17 protein-coding genes are annotated in these 22,672 nt (G+C 37.4%); 9 read left to right on the top strand and 8 right to left on the bottom strand.

Features of this window, described 5'->3' with window-relative positions; translation table 11 throughout:
* Positions 1-77 precede the first annotated feature (77 nt).
* From CRO54_RS09290 to tgt, 5 genes are all read right to left on the bottom strand, one after another.
* Complete coding sequence (locus CRO54_RS09290) at positions 78-362, bottom strand: LapA family protein (RefSeq protein WP_097131265.1); 285 nt, start codon at positions 360-362, stop codon at positions 78-80.
* A 20-nt stretch (positions 363-382) separates the two neighbouring features.
* Positions 383-3,157 carry a hypothetical protein gene (locus CRO54_RS09285; protein ID WP_240775070.1) on the bottom strand — a complete coding sequence of 925 codons (2,775 nt, stop codon included), beginning with the start codon at positions 3,155-3,157 and terminating at the stop codon, positions 383-385.
* A 1,129-nt stretch (positions 3,158-4,286) separates the two neighbouring features.
* A complete protein-coding gene (locus CRO54_RS09275; protein ID WP_097131258.1) occupies positions 4,287-4,775 on the bottom strand; it encodes an SRPBCC family protein in 489 nt (162 codons plus the stop codon).
* Positions 4,776-5,089: 314 nt separating this feature from the next.
* Positions 5,090-6,193: an LptF/LptG family permease gene (locus tag CRO54_RS09270; RefSeq protein WP_097131256.1), complete on the bottom strand. Its 1,104-nt coding sequence runs from the start codon at positions 6,191-6,193 to the stop codon at positions 5,090-5,092.
* Positions 6,194-7,324: a tRNA guanosine(34) transglycosylase Tgt gene (gene tgt, locus CRO54_RS09265; protein ID WP_097131254.1), complete on the bottom strand. Its 1,131-nt coding sequence runs from the start codon at positions 7,322-7,324 to the stop codon at positions 6,194-6,196.
* 400 nt (positions 7,325-7,724) lie between these two features.
* On the opposite strand from tgt, the gene CRO54_RS09260 reads away from it, so the two are divergent.
* Both CRO54_RS09260 and rsmG read left to right on the top strand, forming a co-directional pair.
* On the top strand, positions 7,725-8,846 hold the full coding sequence (locus tag CRO54_RS09260) for a glycosyltransferase (RefSeq protein ID WP_240775069.1): 1,122 nt from the start codon (positions 7,725-7,727) through the stop codon (positions 8,844-8,846).
* Between the two features lie 107 nt (positions 8,847-8,953).
* A complete protein-coding gene (rsmG, locus tag CRO54_RS09255) occupies positions 8,954-9,583 on the top strand; it encodes a 16S rRNA (guanine(527)-N(7))-methyltransferase RsmG (protein ID WP_097131251.1) in 630 nt (209 codons plus the stop codon).
* A gap of 7 nt (positions 9,584-9,590) precedes the next feature.
* On the opposite strand, the gene CRO54_RS09250 is transcribed toward rsmG, so the two are convergent.
* Both CRO54_RS09250 and CRO54_RS09245 read right to left on the bottom strand, forming a co-directional pair.
* Positions 9,591-11,363: a M56 family metallopeptidase gene (locus tag CRO54_RS09250; RefSeq protein WP_097131249.1), complete on the bottom strand. Its 1,773-nt coding sequence runs from the start codon at positions 11,361-11,363 to the stop codon at positions 9,591-9,593.
* Entirely contained in the window at positions 11,363-11,731 is a 369-nt protein-coding gene (locus tag CRO54_RS09245; protein WP_097131247.1) for a BlaI/MecI/CopY family transcriptional regulator, read from the bottom strand. Before CRO54_RS09245 ends, CRO54_RS09250 begins: the two co-directional genes overlap by 1 nt.
* A 108-nt stretch (positions 11,732-11,839) precedes the next feature.
* Between CRO54_RS09245 and dprA the strand changes: the two genes are divergently transcribed.
* Positions 11,840-12,934 (top strand): DNA-processing protein DprA, encoded by a 1,095-nt coding sequence (gene dprA / locus CRO54_RS09240; RefSeq protein WP_097131245.1) that lies wholly within the window; start codon positions 11,840-11,842, stop codon positions 12,932-12,934.
* A gap of 303 nt (positions 12,935-13,237) precedes the next feature.
* A complete protein-coding gene (locus tag CRO54_RS09235) occupies positions 13,238-14,599 on the top strand; it encodes a pyridoxal-phosphate dependent enzyme (protein ID WP_097131243.1) in 1,362 nt (453 codons plus the stop codon).
* 345 nt (positions 14,600-14,944) lie between these two features.
* Here the strand turns inward: CRO54_RS09235 and CRO54_RS09230 are convergent, their stop codons facing one another.
* Positions 14,945-15,634 carry a hypothetical protein gene (locus CRO54_RS09230; RefSeq protein WP_244904287.1) on the bottom strand — a complete coding sequence of 230 codons (690 nt, stop codon included), beginning with the start codon at positions 15,632-15,634 and terminating at the stop codon, positions 14,945-14,947.
* 197 nt (positions 15,635-15,831) lie between these two features.
* Between CRO54_RS09230 and CRO54_RS09225 the strand changes: the two genes are divergently transcribed.
* The 5 genes from CRO54_RS09225 (at position 15,832) to CRO54_RS09205 (ending at position 22,655) form a co-directional block, all read left to right on the top strand.
* Positions 15,832-17,460, top strand: a complete 1,629-nt coding sequence (locus CRO54_RS09225) for an acyl-CoA carboxylase subunit beta (RefSeq protein ID WP_097131239.1) — start codon at positions 15,832-15,834, stop codon at positions 17,458-17,460.
* A gap of 4 nt (positions 17,461-17,464) precedes the next feature.
* Positions 17,465-18,076, top strand: coding sequence for a toxin-antitoxin system YwqK family antitoxin (locus CRO54_RS09220; RefSeq protein WP_097131237.1), 612 nt, complete (start codon positions 17,465-17,467; stop codon positions 18,074-18,076).
* 52 nt (positions 18,077-18,128) lie between these two features.
* The gene (locus tag CRO54_RS09215) at positions 18,129-19,286 is read left to right on the top strand and encodes a dipeptidase (RefSeq protein ID WP_097131235.1); all 1,158 of its coding nucleotides are present in this window, start codon (positions 18,129-18,131) and stop codon (positions 19,284-19,286) included.
* A 313-nt stretch (positions 19,287-19,599) separates the two neighbouring features.
* A complete protein-coding gene (gene trxB / locus CRO54_RS09210) occupies positions 19,600-20,556 on the top strand; it encodes a thioredoxin-disulfide reductase (protein ID WP_097131232.1) in 957 nt (318 codons plus the stop codon).
* 179 nt (positions 20,557-20,735) lie between these two features.
* Positions 20,736-22,655, top strand: coding sequence for a family 20 glycosylhydrolase (locus tag CRO54_RS09205; RefSeq protein ID WP_097131230.1), 1,920 nt, complete (start codon positions 20,736-20,738; stop codon positions 22,653-22,655).
* Positions 22,656-22,672 lie beyond the last annotated feature (17 nt).

Here is a 22,672-nt window from a genome sequence, read left to right as displayed (position 1 = left end):
AGTGTAACGAGGGATTAAAGCCGAAAAGCAGGGCTATCGTAACCGATGGATTACTGCCGCTGCTTTTCTAAATATTTTTAGCTAATGTACTCTCTGTCCTCGTCGCTTAATGTGTTTTTAGGTTTTGTGTCGATATCATCTTTTTCGATTTCGTCGTTGTAACTGCTATAGGTTTTGCGTGGTCTACCAGCAATAAAGCCTAGAATGAAACCTATCAAAATACAAATCCCAATAACTACTAGTTTGGATACCTCTACTGGTTGTCCAATGATGAAATTGAACTCTACAGCATCGTTATTTACGGTTAAGAATAACGTTAATAAGGCTGTTAGGGCTATAATGGTGATGCTTTTTCCCGACATGGTGTTTCTGTTTTAGATGATTAAAAGTAGTAATTAAACAACAATTCGAAGATAGGGTTTTGATTGTAGTTTTTGTTAACGAAGATTAAGCGGGCGCCTACATCGGCAACAGGCTGGTAGCGCAACAAGTTCATGTCACTTCTAAGCTCTAATCCGAATGTTTTGGGTTGTGTTAGATTGGTTTCGTGGCCAATATTTTCGTAATGACTGAAAAAGCTTGCTCTCACATTTCTCACGTAAGCAAAAGGCCCAATTTCGAGGTCTGGAAACAACATTGGAAAGCGGTAATTGAGTAGCAGCGTGTTTTTAAGTAAGCTTTTTGCGGCAATTTGGTTGTAACCGTAGACAATTGGAATGTCGTTCACTGTTCTAAAAGTTCCGTTGTTTTGTTGATAGTTGAAGCTTGCTAAAAAGGTGTGGTTTTTAGCTAGGCCAGGGAAATAGAGGTAGCTCTCCATTGCGAAAAGTTTTCCGGTAAGACGGTTCTCAAAAGGCAGGTGTTGGTATTTGATTTCGAAAGCTTGTGCCCATTTTGGAGCAATATCTCGTTCTGCTCTTCTAATTTGATGGTTGAAACCAAAACGGTAGGTGATCGGGAATTCGATTGTGTTTGCTAATCGCGATGCATCTACTGCATTGAAATGACGGTTGACGTGATAGGTGCCGACTTCGCCAATTAAACTGAAATTGTGGTTAAACGAATTAAAACTTAACGGTACAGAGGTAGTTAAGGCAATGTAGTCTTCCCTAAAATCGGCTCGGTGTATAGCGTTTTGAAAACGGTAGTATGCCAAACGAGGCCGATTACGGTAGCTGAGGTTGATGATAGGGTATAGTGCTTTGTATCTTAATCCAGCGCTGTATTCTACTCTGCGTAGCGAACTTTCGTAAGTAACGCCAGCGTAAACGCTAGTGGTGTTCAGTAGGTCGTCAGATTTGAGCTGTAGCCCAACTCGCTCTACGGCATCGTCTGCAGTTGGACTAATGCTATGGAAATTGAACATGTGTTTCAACGGGCTATACGGTTTGGAGCTGAAGGTGCTGTCTGGGACGTTGGCAAATACATAATCTTCATTTTTGGTTTCCTGTCCGTAGTAAACAAAACTGTTTTCTTGCACTTGTGTTGGAGCTACAGCTATTCTTGCTGCTTCATGTCCCCTTAATTTGTAGTCATTAAATAGCATTGTTTTTCCATTGTCACTAAAGCTTGCATTAAAAGCGCCGTATTTAGAGGCTGTTAGAGCGCTTATCTTTTTTGAGGCGGGGTCTATTTCATAAATGTTGTCGATGCCGCTGTAATGGGCGTTAAAAGCTATTCTGTCATTAAAGAATACGGGTCTGCTTAGTTGTTGTCTTGTGTTTTTGATTAAAATTTCAGTTTTCTCGTTGTTTTTTAACCAAAGGGATTTTCCTTCTTCGCTTACGCTAATCCAAGTAAGCTGACTGCCGTCTTGACTGAAAGCGGGTGTTTGCAATTGAAAATTTTCTGGATTAGCGAGGCTGTCGGTAATTTTTCCGGTTTCAATATCTAGCATTACCAAGTTGTGATGGTTGCTCAAGTCAATTTGTACTGCCACCAACTTTTTGCCATCTCCAGAAATGCTTGGTGCAAATAATCTGGTTTTGTGCGTGAGCTGTTTTTTCTTGCCAGTTCCAAAATCGTAAATGCAAATCACATTATAACTTCGTTGTTTGTATCTCGGGTCTTCCCGTCTTTCTTCCCAAACAATTTTGCTGTTGCCGTAACTATGCCAAGGTTGTTCTTGGTAGCCAATCTTAAACAAGGTCTTTTCTTTTTTGGTTGGAGAGATAGTTACAAAACCTGGCGCTTCGCTCTTACTTTGTTTAATCACCAAGATGCTTTCATCAGCCAGTTGGGTTGGCAAATAATAGTGCGTGGCATAGCTAGGATTTTTATTCAAACTTTCGTAATCAATCGACTTGTTTTGCTTGTCTTGTTTGGCCCAGTCTAGCTTCAGGTTTTTTAAAGTTTGGAGGTAGTAATTTTTTGTGTTTTTGCCTGTGAATTTTTTCAAACTTTGAGAAAAAGGGTAGAGTCTTAGCGGTCTTTTATTAATGTCAGAAAGTAGCTGATTTCCGATGTCGATTCCATGCTGTTTTTGTAGCTGAGAATTCATCAGGTATCCGAGCTGGTAATAACCAGGGGTAATGTCTTTTTCTGACCCAAAATATGCCTTCGAATAAGGGAAGTTTTTGCCTTCTAAAATTGAAGTTCTAAAAGGCATAATCCAGTTCGGTTGTCTACCTCTTCCAGAGTAAGTCAAAGCAGTCTCTGTACTCACTGCATCTCCCTCCAAAAACCAAAGTGGCATGCTTACTCCAATATAGCCAAAATAGATCTCTTCCGGGAAGGGAAATCCCTTCTTTCCTGTAACCTTGTTGAACTGCGCAACATGCCTTAGTTCGTGTACTGCAAGGTTGTTTAACCAGTCTTGGCTATCGAACTGTTGAGGCGAGATAGTGTAGAATTGTGATTTTTTAGGTGCTAGCTGAACAAAGCCATTTGAGGTGGTTCCTTGGTTTTGGAGTAGGATAGGGATGATGGTTTTACTTTCCTTTAGGCTGCTGCCAACGGTAGGGTAGATGTGGGCAAAGGTATTTGCCATTCGTTGAGCATCTTTTTCGAGTAATGCTGGATAGATGATTTTAAAACCGCTGTGCTCAATTTGTCGCCATTTTACACTAAGCGGGGTTTGACTTTCATCGAAAAATTGTGAAAAACTACTCGAAAAAGTAAAACTTAATATGATTGATGCTAAAACTTTGATTTTCAATTTTATGATTCTTTATAATTTGATGTATAAGTTTGCTTGCTAATTTTTTTAGTTTTTTGGTTTTGTGGTTGTGTTGTTTTTTATTAATTTTATGTTTATATAATTTTTATAAACAATTGATAATTAATTTTTTATTTATTCTTTGTGTTTTTGTTGTTTAGGTCTTTATTTGTTGTTTTTAGTGGTGTTATTTGCTGGTTTTTATAGAAATTGATTTCTCTAATATAGGATAAAATATTGATAAATTTTATACACCATTTTGTGTGTTTTTTTCTGCTTCAAAATTATCTTCTTTTGCGAAATGTATACGTTTTTCCAAAAAATCAAACAGGATTTTTGCTCAGGTTTTTAAACATTTTTATAAAAATGGACAAGAAAATTTACGCTATAACGAACGTTACTTCACAACTTTATATCAAATGTCAAACTCTTTAATTAGCTTTTTCTTTTGTAGTTTTTTAGTTGGTTAGTGTATTTTAATTTTTATTTTAATCTTGTTTTTTTGTGATGATTTTGAATTGATAGTGTGTTTTTTTTAGGATTAAATTTTAACTGATTTTATTGCTTTTAGTATTGGTATAGTTTCAATTTTTTGCAGCTATTGTGTGGGTAGATAAATTAAATTTTAGTAGGTTTTTGCACCTTTTTACTCATGTGTTATCGCAGTTTTTTTTTGTTTTATTGGGTATAGTTGTAGAGAAATTATACAGTTTTTTACTTTGATTGGTAGGTTTGTTAACCGATATTGAGGCTGTTCTGTAGCTCGGTTTTTAATATGTTTTTTAGCTTTTTTGAAGTGTGAATAACGCTGATTTTTTGATGTTTTTTACGGTGGTAGTTTTGTTTTTTAACCGTGTTTTTTTTGTCGCTTTTCGGAGTAGTTTTAACATCTTTTAGTTGCCGAAATAAGTGGCGTTTTTGCGCTATTTTTCTCTAGTTTTAGTAAGCGTTTTTTACCTTTTGAGCTTGTCTTTTTGGATGAGTTTTTTGATCTTTTTTTAAATGGCTTTTTGATTTTTGAAACCGATGCGAAACGTAAATAATTGCCGCTGATTTAGCTTTTTTTGATTTAGCTAACGCTGGTTTTTGACCCTGTTTTTGGTCGAAATATTGATGGGTGAAAGCGAGATTATAGATAGTTTTTTTCTGCCAGAACAGTCTTCCATTTTTCTGTTTCTGCGTAGCTTTTGATGACTTGGTTTCGCTCCATTAGGAAGTTTTTTAGGTAGCTGGTCAGCACTAAAAAATTGAATAATTTACCTAAAATTCCGTAAGGCGAGCTGAACTCGAACGTATCTTTCATGACTACTTTTCCATTAATTTCCTGAAATTCATGAAGGTGAAATATCGATTTAAAGATGCCTTTGCTTTGCTCGTCTACAAAAGAATGAGGTCTATTGTATGCCGTTATTTTAGAAGTTAAATGCTGTCTAAAGCCAAAATGTGTTGCTTCCCAAGTAACCGTTTCATTTAAATTTATCAACCCAGAGGTAACGCCACTAATAGCTTTTTCATTAGTTTTTGAGGTCGATATACGATGTAGATCAATACTTCTCGATAAATCGAAGCAAATTTCAATAGGAGCGTCTATTTCAATGCTAATTTCAATTTTAGGCATATTGCTGCGTTTAAATCGACTTCTTGGGCTGTTCTAGAACAATATAACTGAAAGATGTCACAATAATAAGGATAAAAAAATAGTGTTTGTTTGGTTCTTGTTCGTACCATGTTCGGTCATCGTTTGGCAAAATGGCCGTTTTACCGAACAACAACCAAACAAAGGGCTAACAAAGTCCTTAAATTATTTTGACGAACGGGAGCATTTATCGGTTAAGAAACGTCCTTGTGCAAAGCCACGTAATCAATTTCGATAAAGTGGGCCTAAGAAAATGCAGGGATGGGGTAATTGTAGTATTAAATAGAAATTAGCCGTTATTTAGGCGCCTTACGCAGTAAATAAAGTCCTAACAGCCCAAATATGACCACTGGCAATAAATTGGCTAATAAAGGAGGTACTCCACCCTTGGTAGAGAACATTTTGGCGAACTGGTTTAATACAATGAAGAGAAAGCTCAATACAATGCCAATTCCTAGCGGTAAGCCTACGCCTCCACGTACTTTTCTTGAAGAAAGCGCTACTCCAATTAATGTAAGTACAAAAGCCGATAGAGGCTGTACATAGCGCTTGTATTGCTCAAAAAGCAAATCATTCATTACACCAGAGCCTCTAATTTTTTCCTTTTTAATTTTATCCGAAAGCTCTTTGCTGGTCATGCTTTCCACCACATTATCGTAAACCGAAAAATCGTCTGGTTTCATGTCTAGAATGGTATCTTTCGTATTCGTATTTCCATAAACCATGCTTTCTTTAAGGTCTTTGATGGTTCTGGTGGTATAATTAGTGAGTTTCCAAACGCGTTTTAAAGAATCATAGCTGATTTGTTCTGCAATGAGTTTCTTCTCTAGAACATCCCCTTTAAAGCGGTCTAAAGCAAATTTATATCCTATGTTGCTACGGTTGTCGAAATTGTCGATAAAGATGTAGGTGTTCTCATCTATCTTCATGTGTATGTTCGACTTGGTATAGGGGTCGTTTTTCTTAATTACTTGGTTTTCAAAGCTGTTTTTGATTTTGTTCGTGTAAGGAAGTAAAAAAAGATTCGAAGCTAGATTAATAGAGAAGATAATAAAGGCTGAAATGAAATAAGGTCTTAAAAAGCGATTGAAGCTTACACCACCACTTAAAATAGGTACAATTTCAGTTTGGTCTGCCATTTTTGCTGTAAAGAAAATTACTGCAATAAAATTCATTAGTGGCGACAACATGTTTACGTAGAATGGGATAGAGCCAGCATAATATTGAGTTAGAATCTCCCATGCCGTCATGTCATTTCCCAAGAAATCGTCAAGCTTTTCTGAAAGGTCGAAAATTACAATAACAACCACAAAAACGGCTAAAGTGTACACAAAAGTGCCCAAGTACTTGCCGATAATGTAGGCGTCAATGATTTTTGAACGTCGCTTGAATAAATCCATTTAGAGTTTTGTCCCTAAGATAGTAACCATTTTGTTTTTCCATTCATAAAACTCACCAGCAATGATTTTTTCGCGGGCTTCGTTAACCAACCACAGATAGAAATGTAGGTTGTGCAGCGTTGCAATTTGCGAGCCCAAAATCTCTTTACTGTGCATTAAATGACGTAAATAAGCCTTCGAATAAACTTGGTCGGCTAATAAATCACTATCTGCATCGATTGGAGAAAAGTCGTTAGCCCATTTCTTGTTCGTAATGTTAATCATCCCATTTCTGGTGAAAAGCATTCCATTTCTAGCATTGCGGGTAGGCATTACACAATCAAACATATCTACTCCTAACGCAATATTCTCTAAAATATTCACTGGAGTGCCTACGCCCATTAAGTAACGTGGTTTTTCGTAAGGTAAAATATCGCAAACCACTTCGGTCATGGCGTACATTTCTTCAGCAGGTTCACCAACAGAAAGGCCGCCAATAGCATTTCCCTCACGACCCATTGAAGCAATAAATTCAGCCGATTTTACCCTTAAATCTTTATATACAGAACCTTGTACAATAGGGAATAGTGTTTGGTCGTAACCATATTTAGGCTCCGTAGTATCAAAACGTTCGCAGCATCGCTTTAACCAACGATGAGTCATGTTAATCGAATTCGCAGCGTATTTGTAGTCGCAAGGGTAAGGAGTACACTCATCAAACGCCATAATAATATCCGCACCGATGGTACGTTGAATATCCATGGCATATTCTGGGGTAAACAAATGTTTAGAGCCATCAATATGCGAGCGGAAAGTAACGCCTTCTTCCTTAATTTTTCTAACCTTGCTTAAAGAATAAACTTGGTAGCCGCCACTATCGGTTAAAATAGGTCTATCCCAGCCTATAAATTTATGTAAACCGCCAGCTGGTTCTAAAATATCCAATCCTGGGCGGAGATATAGGTGGTAAGTATTGCCCAAGATAATTTGAGCTTTGATATCTTCCTTTAATTCTTTTTGATGTACCGCTTTAACTGTTCCAGCGGTGCCTACAGGCATGAAAATGGGAGTTTGTATATCGCCATGAGCAGTGCTAATTACACCTGCCCTAGCTTTTGAATTTGGGTCTTTTGCCTGTAAATCGAATTTCATGTGTGTGTTTTCGCTTCAAAAATCCGTCAAAAGTACGATTAATTGTGCTAGGGTTGAAATATTGCAAGGTTGAAATGTTAAAGATTGATTTCTTTTTGGAAAGCAGAGTTTGAGTTCATATTGATGTAAGTCCCGCTATTCATTTCAAGTCCGCACTCACTGCGTTCGCTTGCGGTCTTTCCATTGCTATCGGGTTTGGTTTGCAGGTACTGTGCATAGGTTTAAGTTTTATAAGCCAGGTTGTAGCGGCAGCCCCGAGGTAGGAGGGCTATAGCTGAAAGCGGGACTATCGTATCCAAGAAGCACTTATACTGCTTTTTTAACCAATTTCTAAAAAACCAAAAAACTAAACAACCAACAAAACCAAAATAACTACCTTTGCTAGCTTTTAGACACCATCGTGGAATTTAACATACTCGAAATCTGCTTACTTACAGCGCTCGCTATCTGCTTTTTTATACACCTTTACTATGTACTTGGGGTTCATTTGAAATTGGCTAAATACCGTATTGGTGAATTACCGGCCAGTAGCAGTCAACCGATTAGCGTAATTGTTTGCGCCCGTAACGAAATCGAAAACCTTCAGAAATATCTTCCAAGCCTTTTTGAACAAGATTATCCAAATTTTGAAGTCGTGGTGGTAAATGACCGCTCTTGGGATGGTACTGCCGATTTGCTGGAGGAATTGGAGAAGAAATACCAGAACCTTAAAGTTGTTCATGTAAAAGAAGGTGAGAAGTTTATTGCTGGTAAGAAATTCGCGGTGACCATGGGTATCAAAGCGGCTAAGCACGAGTGGTTGGTTTTTACGGATGCCGACTGTGAACCTGCTTCGGTGAATTGGTTGAGAGGGATGCAAAAGCCTGCGGATAACGAGGTGCAAATTTTGCTGGGCTACTCCCCATATTTTAAAAAGAGAAGTTTATTGAATGCCCTAATCCGTTTTGAAACGTTTTTTACAGCGGTTAACTATTTGTCGTTTGCGTTAAAAGGTATGCCGTACATGGGTGTAGGTAGGAACATGGCTTACCAAAAATCGTTGTTTTTTAAGAGCAAGGGTTTTGCGGCACACATGCATATTCCTTCTGGAGACGATGATTTGTTTGTAAATGCCAATGCAACACCGAGTAATACCGTTATCCAAATTCATAGAGATACACACGTTTGGAGCGAACCTAAACGTTCTTTCCTAACTTATCTACGCCAAAAGAAAAGACATGTTGGTGCAGGAAACTTCTATAAACCAAAGCATAAATTTATTTTATCTGCACAAATAGCCATACAGTTTTTGTTTTATGCGTTGGTGATTACATTGGCTTGCTTTCCGCATACCCATTTTATTGCTGTAGGTGTTTTCTTGGTGAGCTTAATTGTAAGATGTTTCGTTTATCCAAAATTGCTAAAGCGATTAAATTATGGCGGATTGAGATGGTGGTTTCCAATTCTGGACATCGTTTTAATGGCTTTTTTAGTGTTTAATGCCATTTTATCTATCTTCGTTAAGAAGGTGCAGTGGAAATAAAGGAATTTACGATTTTAGATTTACGAGTTACGACTAAGCTTTGATGCCGCTATCTGCTAACTAAAAACTGTCGACTGAAAACTGAAAATTACTTTTAACTTTGCCCTATGGTAAAACCCGATATCATTTTCAAGTATTTTAAGGATTTAACTCCTACACAAGTTGAGCAATTTGAGCAGCTTTTTGATTTGTACAGTTTGTGGAATTCGCAAATCAATGTAATTTCTAGAAAAGATATCGAGGAATTGTACGAACGTCATATTCTTCACTCGTTAGGAGTAGCCAAGTTTTGTACATTTAAACCGGGAGAAAAAGTATTAGACGTTGGTACTGGAGGTGGTTTCCCCGGTATTCCATTGGCTATATTGTTTCCTGAGACAGAATTCCATTTGGTGGATTCTATAGGGAAAAAGATAAAGGTGGTTACCGAAGTTGCAGCTGCATTGGGGTTAAAGAATGTAAAAGCATCTCATAGTAGGGCAGAGCAAATTACCGATAAATACAATTTTGTGGTATCAAGGGCGGTAACGCGTTTGGGCGATTTTTATCCTTGGGTAAGAGGTAAGTTTGCCAAAGAAAATATCAATGCCATTAGAAACGGTATTCTTTATCTAAAAGGTGGAGATTTAACCGAGGAAATTAAAGAATCAAAACTGAAAGCAGAATTGTATCCGCTTTCAGCTTATTTTGAAGAAGATTTCTTTGAGACTAAATATGTAGTTTATATTCCGCAGTAGTTTTCGACTAACAACGGTCGTCTTTATTCTCTTCTACTTTAGGTTTGTATAAGGTCCAAGCTTTATTAAAAACGTTGTTCGTTCTTTCTAAAGCCGACTTTGCCGTGGTTACCTCTTTAGTGCTGTTGTTTGTCTTTTTTATTGCTCCTGTTTTATTTAAAGTATCTTTTGGCGTTATTTTTAAGACTTCAACCTTTTGTGTTGGAGTTTTTTCTGAGCTCTTATAGCCCTTAACAATTACTTCCTTAGTTGCTTTCTGGTCTATTTTAATGCCTTTTACTTTTTGAGTGGGAACTACTCCAATTTCTTGAACGTTTTTCTTTTTGTTCAATGAAAGCTGAGCTACCTCAATCTCCTTTTTTAGTATTTCCATGTTGTCCTTTTCGGTTTTTTTGTGACCTTTAACAACTACATCTTTCTGGTTGGGTCCTGGTACGACTTCAATCTCTAGCACTTTTTCTTCTTTTAAATCGATACTTGCGGTTTTCTCATCAGGTTTTACCACTGGTGGCGGTAGTTTTTTAAGTTTTTTAACCGCTGGGGGTGCCTCTATTGCTGGAGGAGGTGGAAGTTTTGCATTTACTTTTCTTGGAGGCGTCGGTGGTGCTACCGTTGGCGGAGGTAATGTCATTACTACATTATTCCCTATAATTTCGATAGCACCATTGCTTCCGACTTTATTACCATATTTCTTTATCGCTTCGCTACTGCTTAAATATCTTACCTCATCTGCTTCGGCACTACCATAGTATTTGTTCTTGTCTGCTACAACTTTTCCATTGATGATAATGGCTCGTTTCTCTAAAGAAATGAAGTTTTTTTTGTCATCATATCTAAATTCTGGATAGTGTGTTTTCTTTTTCTGCTGTGTTTTTTCTTCTTTTAGCCCTTTTTTTGCAGGAAATACATCATAACCATAGGTTTTGCTGAAGCTTAAGGTAGATGCGCAAAGCAACCCAATTCCTAGCGGAACAGCTAGCAAATATTTGAGCCTTGCCCAATTTGCCGTTTTTTCTTTGTTTAACATGTTGATTCTACTTTTTAATATTGATTGATTGAAAAATTGATTGACTAATGAAGGTGAATATGATGCCATCGAGTTTTCGATTAAAAACATGGCGTATTCATGCTTGGAAATTGTAGCAGTGGTACTCGCATCAGCGATATACTCGTGCAACAAGGTTAAATCCTTTTTGATTAAATAGACGATAGGATTGAACCAACAACAGATTTTAAGGAATTCCAACAATACGATATCCCAAGTATGCTTTTGTTGGATATGGATGATTTCGTGCTTCAATACAGCGTTGTTTTTTGCCATATTGGGATGAATGAATAAAACATTAAAGAAAGAAAAAGCGGTATGTTCTGTGCTCAATTCTACCAGGGTGTAGCCGCTTAATTCTCTTTTCCTACCTTTAATATAGATGCTAATAATTCTATAGATCGCTCTGATAAATCTTACACTGAGCAACAACGCAAATAACAAGTAGCCATAAAAAATATAATCCTCTAGCGTTAGAATAGGAGCTTGAGCAGTTTTTGTGAGTTCTACGGTCTCGATAGGTAAATCGTAAGCAATTGCGTTGGCTTCTACCATAGTCTGAGGTTTCAAAAAGCCAAGTTGTACCAATGGCGTAGTAAATGCTACCACAATGCTTAGTATTAGAAAATAGCGATTACTATTATAGAAAGTGCTGTTTTGCAATAACACCTTGTACATAAGGTAAAAAGCAGTCAAGTACAGGTTTGCTTCCAAAAGATAATAGAGCCAATTCATCACTTTTTGTTTTTAAGTTGTTCTGCAATTGCAATAATTTCATCTAACTGAGAGATGTCCATTTTTTTCTCATTTACGAGAAAGGAGACTAAGCTTTCGTAGCTGTTTTCAAAGTAGTTGGTCATCACCTTGTCGAAAGCAAAATGCTTATACTGTTCTTCGCTAATGGTGGGGAAGTAGATGTGTGTATTACCGATAGCCTTATGGTCTAAAAATCCCTTTCCTTCCAATACTCTAATTACTGTAGATACCGTATTGTAGGCTGGTTTTGGAGGTTCCATTTTATCTATTACGTCCTTTACAATGGCTTCTTTCAATTCCCATAGTATTAGCATAATCTGTTCTTCGGCTTTTGTTAATTCTCTCATAATGAATTATCTTGTTGTTTATATAAAGTTAAAACTATAAAAATAGTTTACAAACTATTTTTATAGTTTTATTTGTAATTACTTGTATTTAAGGTTTTTATTTTACCTATGAATAAGAAACATCAAATTGCGCTCACGCTAATTAATGGCGTTGGAACGCTCATTGCCAAGAAATTGCTGCATCATTTTGGTACTGCCGAAAGGGTATTTGAGGCAAACGTTAAAGAATTGCTACAAATAGAAGGAGTAGGAAAGAAGACTGCTGAAGCGATTGTCAATACCAATGCTCTGGAGTTGGCAGAAAATGAGCTTGCTTTTTTAGAGAAACATCAAATACAGGTACTGTTTTATGATGATGACGAATACCCTAGAAGGTTGAGAAACTGTTATGATGCGCCTTTGTTGCTTTACTATAAAGGTAGTGTAGATTTAAATAAAGCTAGAGTAGTTAGCATTGTGGGCACTCGTAATGCTACCACTTATGGCAAAATGTTGTGTAAGAAGTTAATTGAAGTGTTGAAGCCTTATGATGTGCTAATTACTAGCGGCTTGGCACATGGAGTAGATGCTGCGGCGCACAAAGAAAGTGTACTGGCAGATGTGCCTACCGTTGGTGTTTTGGGACATGGGTTAGATAGGATTTATCCAGCAGCTCATCGAGAATTGGCAGCTAAAATGTTGAAGAATGGTGGTTTGCTGACAGAGTTTTTACCAGGTACTAATCCAGATCGAGAGAACTTTCCAAAACGAAATAGAATTATAGCAGGCATGGCCGATGTAACGATAGTGGTAGAGGCGTCTATCAAAGGTGGAGCCCTCATTACTGCTGAAATCGCCAATTCTTACAATAGAGATGTTTATGCTTTTCCAGGTAGGGTAAATGATGAGTTTTCGGAGGGTTGCAACTTTCTCATTAAAACAAATCGAGCAGGATTGATCAATCATCCTCAAGACTTAATTTACTACTTGGGCTGGGATGAGGAGTCGCCGAAGAAAAAGCAAGCCGTACAAGTGCAGTTGCCATTAGATTTGAGTAGAGAAGAACGAACGGTTTGTGAAGCACTGCTAAATGCTGCACTAGCTGTTGACGAAATTTTCGTAAGTACCAATATTGCCCAAAGTAAATTAGCCATTATTCTCCTAACCTTAGAAATGAAGGGGATCATTATAGCCTTACCAGGGAAGTTGTTCAAGTTGGCTTAGTAGCCACAGTACTTGTACTTCGTCATTCACGTGAAAACGGGAATCTTAAAGCGACTAGCTGACTTGTTTATTGTATTACGATTCCCGCCTACTCGGGAATGACGGTATTGGAAGAGGTAGTGCAATGACGTAAAAAACTGTGCATCTTTGGCTAATCTATACATCACACCAAATTTATAGCATATTTAGTATATCATTTTTGTAGATTATAAAACTAAATTTTGTTTATGTCTATCTGATGAAATTTAATTTTAAATAAATATTAATCACAAAATACTTGTTGCTGTTCGCTATTTTTGTAGCATGTGGTATAACAATATATTAGAAACCATAGGCAACACGCCGTTGGTAAAACTGAATAACATCGTAAAAGATATTCCGGCTACTGTTTTAGCAAAAGTTGAAACTACCAATCCTGGTAATTCTATCAAAGACCGTATGGCAATCAAAATGATAGAAGATGCGGAGAAAAGTGGTAAGCTAAAACCAGGAGGAACCATTATCGAAGGAACATCTGGTAATACAGGAATGGGCTTGGCTATGGCGGCTATTATTAAAGGTTACAAATGTATTTTTACCACAACTGATAAACAATCGAAAGAAAAGGTAGATGCTTTGCGTGCTTTTGGTGCAGAAGTTATCGTTTGCCCAACTAACGTAGACCCAGAAGATCCTCGTTCTTATTATTCGGTATCTTCTCGTCTAGAACGTGAAGTGCCTAATTCTTGGAAACCTAATCAATACGATAATTTAAGTAACTCTCAAGCGCACTACGAGCAAACAGGACCTGAGATTTGGGAACAAACTGAAGGTAAGATTACGCACTTAGTTGTGGGTGTGGGAACAGGTGGTACTATTTCTGGTACTGGGAAATATCTAAAAGAGAAAAATCCTAATATTAAAGTTTGGGGTATTGATACTTACGGTTCTGTTTTCAAAAAATATAAAGAAACTGGAATTTTCGATAAGAATGAGATTTATCCTTACATCACCGAAGGTATTGGGGAAGATTTCTTGCCTGCTAACGTGAACTTCGATATCATCGATTTATTTGAGAAGGTAACTGATAAAGATGCTGCCTTGGCTACTAGAGAAATTTGTCGTCAGGAAGGGATTTTTGTTGGAAATTCTGCAGGTTCTGCAGTAGCTGGTTTGCTGCAATTGAAAGATAAATTAAAGCCAGAAGACGTAGTTGTAGTGATTTTCCATGACCATGGTAGTCGTTACATGGGCAAAATGTATAATGAAGACTGGTTGCGTGAACGTGGTTTCTTAAAAGATGAGAAATTAACTGCCCGTACTATTCTTTCTAAAAAAGATACTGGAGAAATTGTAACTATCGATTGTGAGAAATCAGTTTCTGAGGCTTTTAATACCATGAGTACTTTGAATATTTCTCAAATTCCGGTTACCCAAAAAGGAATGTTGGTAGGTAAATTAGAGGAAAGCGATATTTTGGCTGCCTTGCTAGAGAATCCAAGCGTGAAATCAGCAAAAGTAGAAGCTATTATGGGCGCTACGTTCCCATTTGTAGATTTGAATACTTCAATTGATCGATTATCATCTTTGATCAATAAAGACAACAGTGCGGTATTGGTAGAACTGGAAGATGGCAAGTTTGATATTATTACCCAGTATGATATTATCAATGCGATAAAAGGATAATTTTAAGTTAAAAGTGTAAAGTAAAAAGTTAAAAGATTGGTGTTAGTGCCAATCTTTTTTTGTTTGGTGCCTTTGTAGATTTAGATTTTGGGTTTAATAATGATTTTTGCGTCATTTCGACCGTAGTGGAGAAATCTTTGGATTGATTAGTTATTAAATAACCAAAAGATTTAGCTTCGCTGTTTTTCAATTCTCGACTTTGCTTCGTTTCGCTCGAAATGACGTTAGGTCTAACAATAGACTTACGAAGTTTCTAAACGGTGAAGCCCTCAACTTTGCCTTACCATAAAATAACTAACTAAAGTTAAACTTCGTAAGTCTTAACGCCGTAAGTCTTATAGTTGGTTATAAATAATTATCCTTGGTCACTTCCCAAGTCCAAGGTTTTTTAAAATCGTTTAATGTTCTTGTACTGCCGAAAACCAAAATATCTTCATCAGTGTCGTTTGCGATGTTTCTTTTAAAGATGCTACCAACTACAGTTTTGATAGTACGGTCTACAAAATCATACTGTTTATCTACCATTTCTCCGCTATCTTTATGGTAGTAAACATTATTTGCCGTTACTAAATTCCACTGTTTCTGTAAGTACTCAAACTCGTAATTCAATTTCCAGCGCCAATCATTTCCTCCTTCAAAAGATAAGGTGAGCTTGCCACTATCAATTCGTAGTCCTTTCAAAGGGTCTCCCATTTTACCGCCTTCCTCAGAACGTAAAACGAAATCATTATTTTGTACTGCTAAACGATATCTATTGTTGGTATCCTTAAAGTAAATCGCTAAAATTCGAGGCTTCTGAGTCTCAGTAATCAGCTCAATTTCATAGTTTCCATACGCTCTGTCTTCATTTACGGCAGTGTTGTGTTCTAATATCAAAACTAGGTCTTTTTGATTGTCTTTATTTAAATCACCCTGTACAGAATCTATCACTTTCCAATTTTTAGGAATAGATTGAATTGGTTTGGTTGTTTGTGTAATTAACCTTGGGAAATTGAATTTTTGCGCAAAACTGAAGTTTGCAACTGAAAGTAACATAAAAAATATCAGCCATCTCATACGATTACAACGCTTAAAATACTATTTTAGCATAATTAGCATAAAGCTTAAAAAACCACATAGAAACATAGCTGTTATGTAGTAAATAAGTAATATAGACACCTAGCGGTCTTTTTTTCCTATGTTTCTATGTGGTTTAGTTTTATACTTGAAAAACCAAAATATAATCAACCTATATGGATTTGACCTTTAATAAGAATGAAGACTACAATAAGCAGCAAGTTTACGAGCTAAAGACCAAGTTGAAGAAAGTTTACTTGGGTGGCGGCGAGAAAAGTGCAGCTAAACAAAAAGAAAAAGGTAAACTGCTGGCGAGGGAGCGAATTGCTTATTTATTAGATAAGGATAGGCCTGCCATTGAAGTTGGGGCATTTGCGGCCGAGGGAATGTATGAAGCGGAAGGTGGCTGCCCTAGTGCGGGCGTGGTAGTGAAGATTGGCTATGTTTCTGGAAGGCAATGTGTAGTAGTTGCTAATGATGCTACCGTAAAAGCTGGTGCCTGGTTTCCAATGACTGCTAAAAAGAACCTTAGAGCACAAGAAATAGCAATGGAAAACCGTTTGCCAATTATTTATTTGGTAGACAGTGCGGGTGTTTATTTGCCTATGCAAGATGAGATTTTTCCTGACAAGGAGCATTTCGGACGTATTTTTAGAAATAACGCCATCATGTCTTCGGAAGGCATTGTACAGATTTCGGCGATTATGGGTTCTTGTGTTGCTGGTGGGGCCTACTTGCCTATCATGAGCGACGAGGCGATGATTGTAGATGGTACAGGTTCGGTTTTTTTAGCAGGTTCTTACTTGGTTAAATCGGCCATAGGAGAAGATATTGACAATGAAACTTTGGGCGGTGCCACAACGCACTGCGAAATTTCTGGCGTTACGGACTACAAACATCCTAACGACCAAGCGTGTTTAGATAGCATCCGCAACATCATGAGCATGTTGGGAGCGCCTCAAAATGCTGGCTTTGATAGAATTAAATCGGCTTTGCCTAAATTAAATGAAGAGGATATTTACGGAATTTTGCCTGATAACCGTGAAAAACCTTTTGATATGAAGGAAATTATTTTGCGCTTGGTAGATAATTCTGAATTTGAAGAGTATAAGGAACTTTACGGGCAAAGCTTAATCTGTGGATTAGCTCGTATCGACGGTTGGGCAGTGGGTATTGTGGCCAATCAACGTAAAGTGGTGAAGTCTAAAAAGGGAGAAATGCAATTTGGGGGCGTAATTTACTCAGATAGCGCAGATAAGGCTAGTCGTTTTATCATGAACTGTAACCAAAAGAAGATCCCTCTGGTGTTTCTGCAAGATGTAACTGGATTTATGGTGGGTAGCAGATCGGAGCAGGGTGGTATTATAAAGGATGGAGCAAAAATGGTAAATGCGGTTTCTAATTCTGTGGTGCCTAAATTTACCATCGTGGTGGGTAATTCTTACGGGGCTGGTAACTACGCTATGTGTGGTAAAGCTTACGATCCGAGGTTGATTTATGCTTGGCCAAGTTCTAAAATTGCTGTAATGGGCGGTGCGCAAGCAGCAAAAGTATTGTTACAAATTCAAGAAAGTGCGCTAAAAGGTAAGGGTGAAACGTTAGCAGAAGAAAAGCGTGATGAATTGTTGAAAGAGGTTACAGATAAATACAATTCACAAACTACTCCTTATTATGCAGCATCGCGTTTATGGGTTGATGGTGTGATTGATCCTTTAGAAACTAGAAAAGTAATTTCTATGGGTATTGAAGCGGCTAATCAAGCTCCGATACAAAAGGCCTTTAATGTTGGAATAATTCAAACCTAATGATATGTTAAGATATAGATTGCTGATACTTTTATTGTTTGCTGTTTCCTTAGAGTCCTTTTCGCAGGCTACGCCCATTTATTTTAATGGAAATAGGATAACTACGGATAAAGATAATGCAACTTCTTATGGGGTATATGGCAAACTTAGTGGCGAGAATTTATGGGTGTTAAAACGTTATGATTTAGATGATAATTTGATGTTTTCTGGAGCTTATAAAGATGAACAGTTGGTTAAACCTCACGGAAAGTTCATCTTTTACGGCAGTATTTTCGATTACAATTATCAGAACTTCACCAATTTTAAAAACTCAGCTACGGATAGGTACATTACACAGCAAGGCGAGTATGTGGATGGTCTAGAGCAAGGTAAATGGACAGATTATTTTCCCGATGGCAGAATTATGGGTTACCGCAGTTTTGTGAATGGAAAATTGGAAGGTGAAACTGCATTCTTCAATTATAAAGGTAGACGCATGATGGTGGGAGAATTTAAAGAAGGATTGAAGGTTGGAACTTGGTATGATTTGAAAAGAAAGGTGAAGGAAGTTTTCGAGAATGATAAGTTGATCAGTACTACCAAACTCAAAAGAGCAGAAATCTTAGAAATAGAATAGATAAAATGCAGCGAGCAGTCTTTACCTCATCATAAGCGAACTATCATCATACATGCGAAACTCATTAATATTCATCGTTTTTATATTGCTTTCATGCCAAGTGGCAGCTCAAGATGCTGGTAAAATACATCAGAAAGCTATCATGGTAGATACGCATGGTGATATTTTGTATAATCAAATCCAATCAGGAATAGACATTGGCAAATTGCAAACTACCGGAAACTTTGATTTGGTACGAGCAAAGCAAGGAGGGTTAGATGCGCAAATTTTTTCTATTTGGTGTGATGAAAAGGGTGGTTTCGATTTAGCTAATCGTCAGATAGATTCGTTATATGCTTTAATCAAAAGATATCCTTCTCAAATTGCTTTAGTAAGCGATGCTCGACAACTTGAAAATGCGGTAAAGCAAAATAAATTGGCAGCCCTCATAGGTGTTGAGGGTGGGCATATGATAGAAAGCGACCTTGGTAAATTGGAAGCATTGGCCAAAAGAGGGATGATTTATCTCACCTTAACTTGGAACAACAGTACGCCTTGGGCAAGTTCTGCCGCCGAAGAAACCAAGGGGAAAATAACAAAGCCTGGACTAAATGATTTTGGTAAATCTGTGGTTAAAAAGCTGAACGATTTAGGCGTTCTGGTAGATTTATCGCATGTTGGCGAACAAACTTTTTATGATGCAATTCAAGCTTCTTCTAAACCAATATTGGTATCGCATAGTTGTGCTTATGCTATTAATCCAGTGCCGAGAAATCTTAAAGATGAACAGATCAAAGCGGTTGGTAAAAACGGTGGTGTAATTTCAATTAATTTCTACAGTGGGTTTTTAGATGCTACGTATGCTCAAAAGCAACAAGCTTTTTTAACCAAATATAAGGATGAATTAAAAATGCTGAGCGATAAATATGGTCGTTCAAAAGCCATAGATACATTAATTTTTAATCATCTACGGGAAGCCGAAGCTATTAAGCCCAATATTGAAAAGGTAGTAGACCACATCAATCATGTAGTAAAGTTAATAGGTATAGACCATGTAGGCATTGGTGCCGATTTTGATGGTGCCGAGTCCTTTCCTCAAGGAATGAATAGCGTGGCGGATTTTCCTAAAGTAACTGAAGCGCTTTTAAAAAGAGGTTACAGCGAGGCTGATATCCAGAAAATTCTAGGTGGTAACTTTGTGAAGTTGCTAAAAGCGAATAAGGGAAAGTAAAGCGGTGGTAAATTGGTTAACTGTTTAAATCGGTTAACTGACAGATTGCTAATTGTTCAAATTTAATCAGTATTTAGGCAACCGCATAGTAAAACAATTAACCAGTTAACAAATTCATCGGTTAACCTAACCAGTATACGTTACTGTCTTTCCGATTTGCAAACTAAAAGCTTTCGGACAGTTAATTTCCCAAACTGATACCCGATTCCTAACCCCTGATCCCTAGCATAAATTATCTCCACAATTTCATCTTTCTCCACAAGTGTTGCGCTTTATGCGTTAAAGATTAAATTTGCATCACAAAATACACACGATGTCGCAACAAGAAGAATTAGAACATGTAGAGTGCCTCATTATCGGATCGGGGCCAGCAGGTTACACAGCTGCTATTTATGCAGCTAGAGCAGATTTAAAACCTGTTTTATATACTGGTATGGAAATGGGTGGTCAATTAACCCAAACCACAGACGTAGATAACTTCCCTGGTTATCCTAACGGGATTATGGGACCTGAAATGATGGAGGACTTTAAAAACCAAGCTGAACGTTTTGGTACGCAAATTCGCTTTGGATATGTAAGTTCTGTAGATTTTTCTTCGTTGCCACACAAAGTAACGGTTGACGAAACTAAAACCATTTTAGCCGATACCGTAATTATTGCCACTGGCGCTAAAGCCAAATGGTTAGGTTTACCAAGTGAGCAACAATACAATGGTTTTGGTGTTTCTGCCTGTGCAGTTTGTGATGGTTTTTTCTTCAAAGGACAAACCGTAGCTATTGTTGGTGCTGGAGATACCGCTGCCGAGGAAGCAACTTACCTAGCGAAACTTTGTAAGAAAGTATATATGTTAGTGCGTAGAGACGAATTCCGTGCTTCAAAAGCAATGGTTCACCGCGTGTTAAATACCGAAAACATTGAAGTGCTATATAATACCCAAACCACTGAAGTTATCGGTAACGGTAAAAATGTTACTGGTGTAAATGTTTTCAACCATCAAACAGAAGAAGCGACTACTTTAGACGTAGAGGGTTTCTTTGTGGCCATTGGACATAAACCAAACACTGATATTTTCAAAGGGTGGTTAGATATGGATGATACTGGTTATCTACAGACCATTCCAGGTACTTCTAAAACAAATGTTGAAGGTGTATTTGCTTGTGGCGACGTTCAAGATAGTTACTACAGACAAGCGATTACTGCAGCAGGATCTGGTTGTATGGCTGCGCTTGATGCAGAGCGTTTTTTAGCTGCAAAAGCTGATACTAAATAGCACTTAAGCGAATTTTTTTAAGCTGAAATAATATGAAAACCTTTCTAAACTTTTAGGAAGGTTTTTTTATGCTTTGATATTTTTCTTTTAGCTAAGTTTTAATTTTTATCTTGTACACTGCTAAGGGGTTGTAAATCTTTAGTCTCATTAAAAACCAAATTGAACCTAAACCAAAATTGATGAAAAAGTTAATTCTAACTACTGTTTCTGCTTTTTTTATGCTAAGCGCTAATGCCCAAACAGATGTTAACATGGGTATCATTCCTGCGCCAGTTTCTGTGGTGAAAAATGCGGGAGAATTTACTTTAGATAAAAGTGTTTTAATTCTAGCTTCCAGTAGTAATTCTCAAATCACCAACATGTTGCGAGAGTTTTTACAAGCTAAAGGCATCACCGTTAAGGTTTCTTCTTTGAAAACACCAACTACAGCCACTCAGAAAGTAATTATTTTAGGTGTTGAAACGGAAAAACTAGATAAAGAAGCTTATAAAATTGTAATTAAAGATAATCGAGTAAGATTAATCGGAGCACAAGCTGGACTTTTTTATGCGTTACAATCGTTCATGCAATTGTTTCCTAGTGAAAAGGTAAATGGTGTATATGCAATTCAAAACGTAGAAATTAACGATTATCCTCGTTTTAGTTATCGTGGTCTGCACCTAGATGTTGGTCGTCATTTTTTCCCTATTTCATTCATCAAAAAATACATTGATGTAATGGCTGCTTACAAATTAAATAATTTCCATTGGCACTTAACCGAAGACCAAGGCTGGAGAATTGAAATCAAGAAATATCCTAAACTTACAGAGGTTGGCGGAAGTAGAAATGGAACTATTATCGGCGTTTATCCTGGTACTGGAGGTACAGATAACGAAGTTTATAAAGGTTATTATACTCAGGCGGAAGCGAAGGAAATTGTAGCTTATGCTGCGGCCAGATATATCAATGTTATTCCAGAGATAGAACTGCCTGGGCATGGTTCGGCTGCTATTGCTGCTTATCCAGAGCTGAGTGCTTTTCCAGAAAGAGATACTTTTATTGGTAAAGATTGGCCTTGGTCTGGTCCAAGAACAGGTAAACAGGTGCAGCAGACTTGGGGTGTTTTTGATGATATTTTTGTGCCATCAGAAAATACCTTTAAGTTTTTGGAGAACGTGTTGGATGAAGTCATCGCTATTTTTCCTTCTAAATACATCCACATTGGTGGAGATGAAGCTCCTAAAAATTACTGGAAAGAATCGGCATTTTGCCAGCAACTGATTAAGGAAAAGGGTTTGAAAGATGAACATGGCCTACAAAGTTATTTTATTCAAAGAATTGAAAAATACCTGAATAACAAAGGTCGTTCAATTATTGGATGGGATGAAATTCTGGAAGGTGGATTGGCGCCTAATGCTACCGTAATGAGTTGGAGAGGAGAACAAGGGGGTATTGAGGCTGCCCAACAAAAACACGATGTGTTGATGACTCCGAGTACCGATGGACTGTATTTCGACTATAAACAATCGTTAGCAGAAGATGAACCATTGACTATTGGTAGAAATGGGAAAGGTTACGCTAATTACGCAAAAGTTTATAGTTATGATCCGGTACCAAAGGTATTAACCGAAGAGCAAAAGAAATACATTAAAGGCGTACAAGCAAACTTATGGACCGAATACATAGAAACTCCAGCTAAGGTAGAGTACATGATATTTCCAAGGGTTTATGCTTTATCAGAAATAGCATGGACCCCATTGGCTAAAAAAGATTTGAAGAACTTCAGCGACGAACGTTTGCCTTTACATTTATCGAAGTTGGATAAAATGGGAACCAACTTTTGGGTGCCAACAGCAGTGGGACAACCAGAAAAAGAAGTAACAGGTGAGAATCATGTGGTTACCTTGCAAGTTCCAGTAACTGGTGCAAAGATTTTTTATACTTTGGATGGATTCCGTCCATCGGAAAATGCTGCAGAATATATATCAGCTTTAAATATTAACGTGCCTCAAGGTAAGAAAAAGATTTTAAAGACAATTGTAATTACGCCTAGCGGAAAGCGTAGCGTAGTAGCAGAAACCATCTTTAATAATGGATTTGTAGATGTTAAAGTGAAATAGCTCTTTGCATAAGATGC

This window comes from Pedobacter xixiisoli, assembly GCF_900215335.1.
Taxonomy (GTDB): Bacteria; Bacteroidota; Bacteroidia; order Sphingobacteriales; family Sphingobacteriaceae; genus Pedobacter; species Pedobacter xixiisoli.
This window is presented reverse-complemented; position numbering and strand designations above follow the sequence as displayed.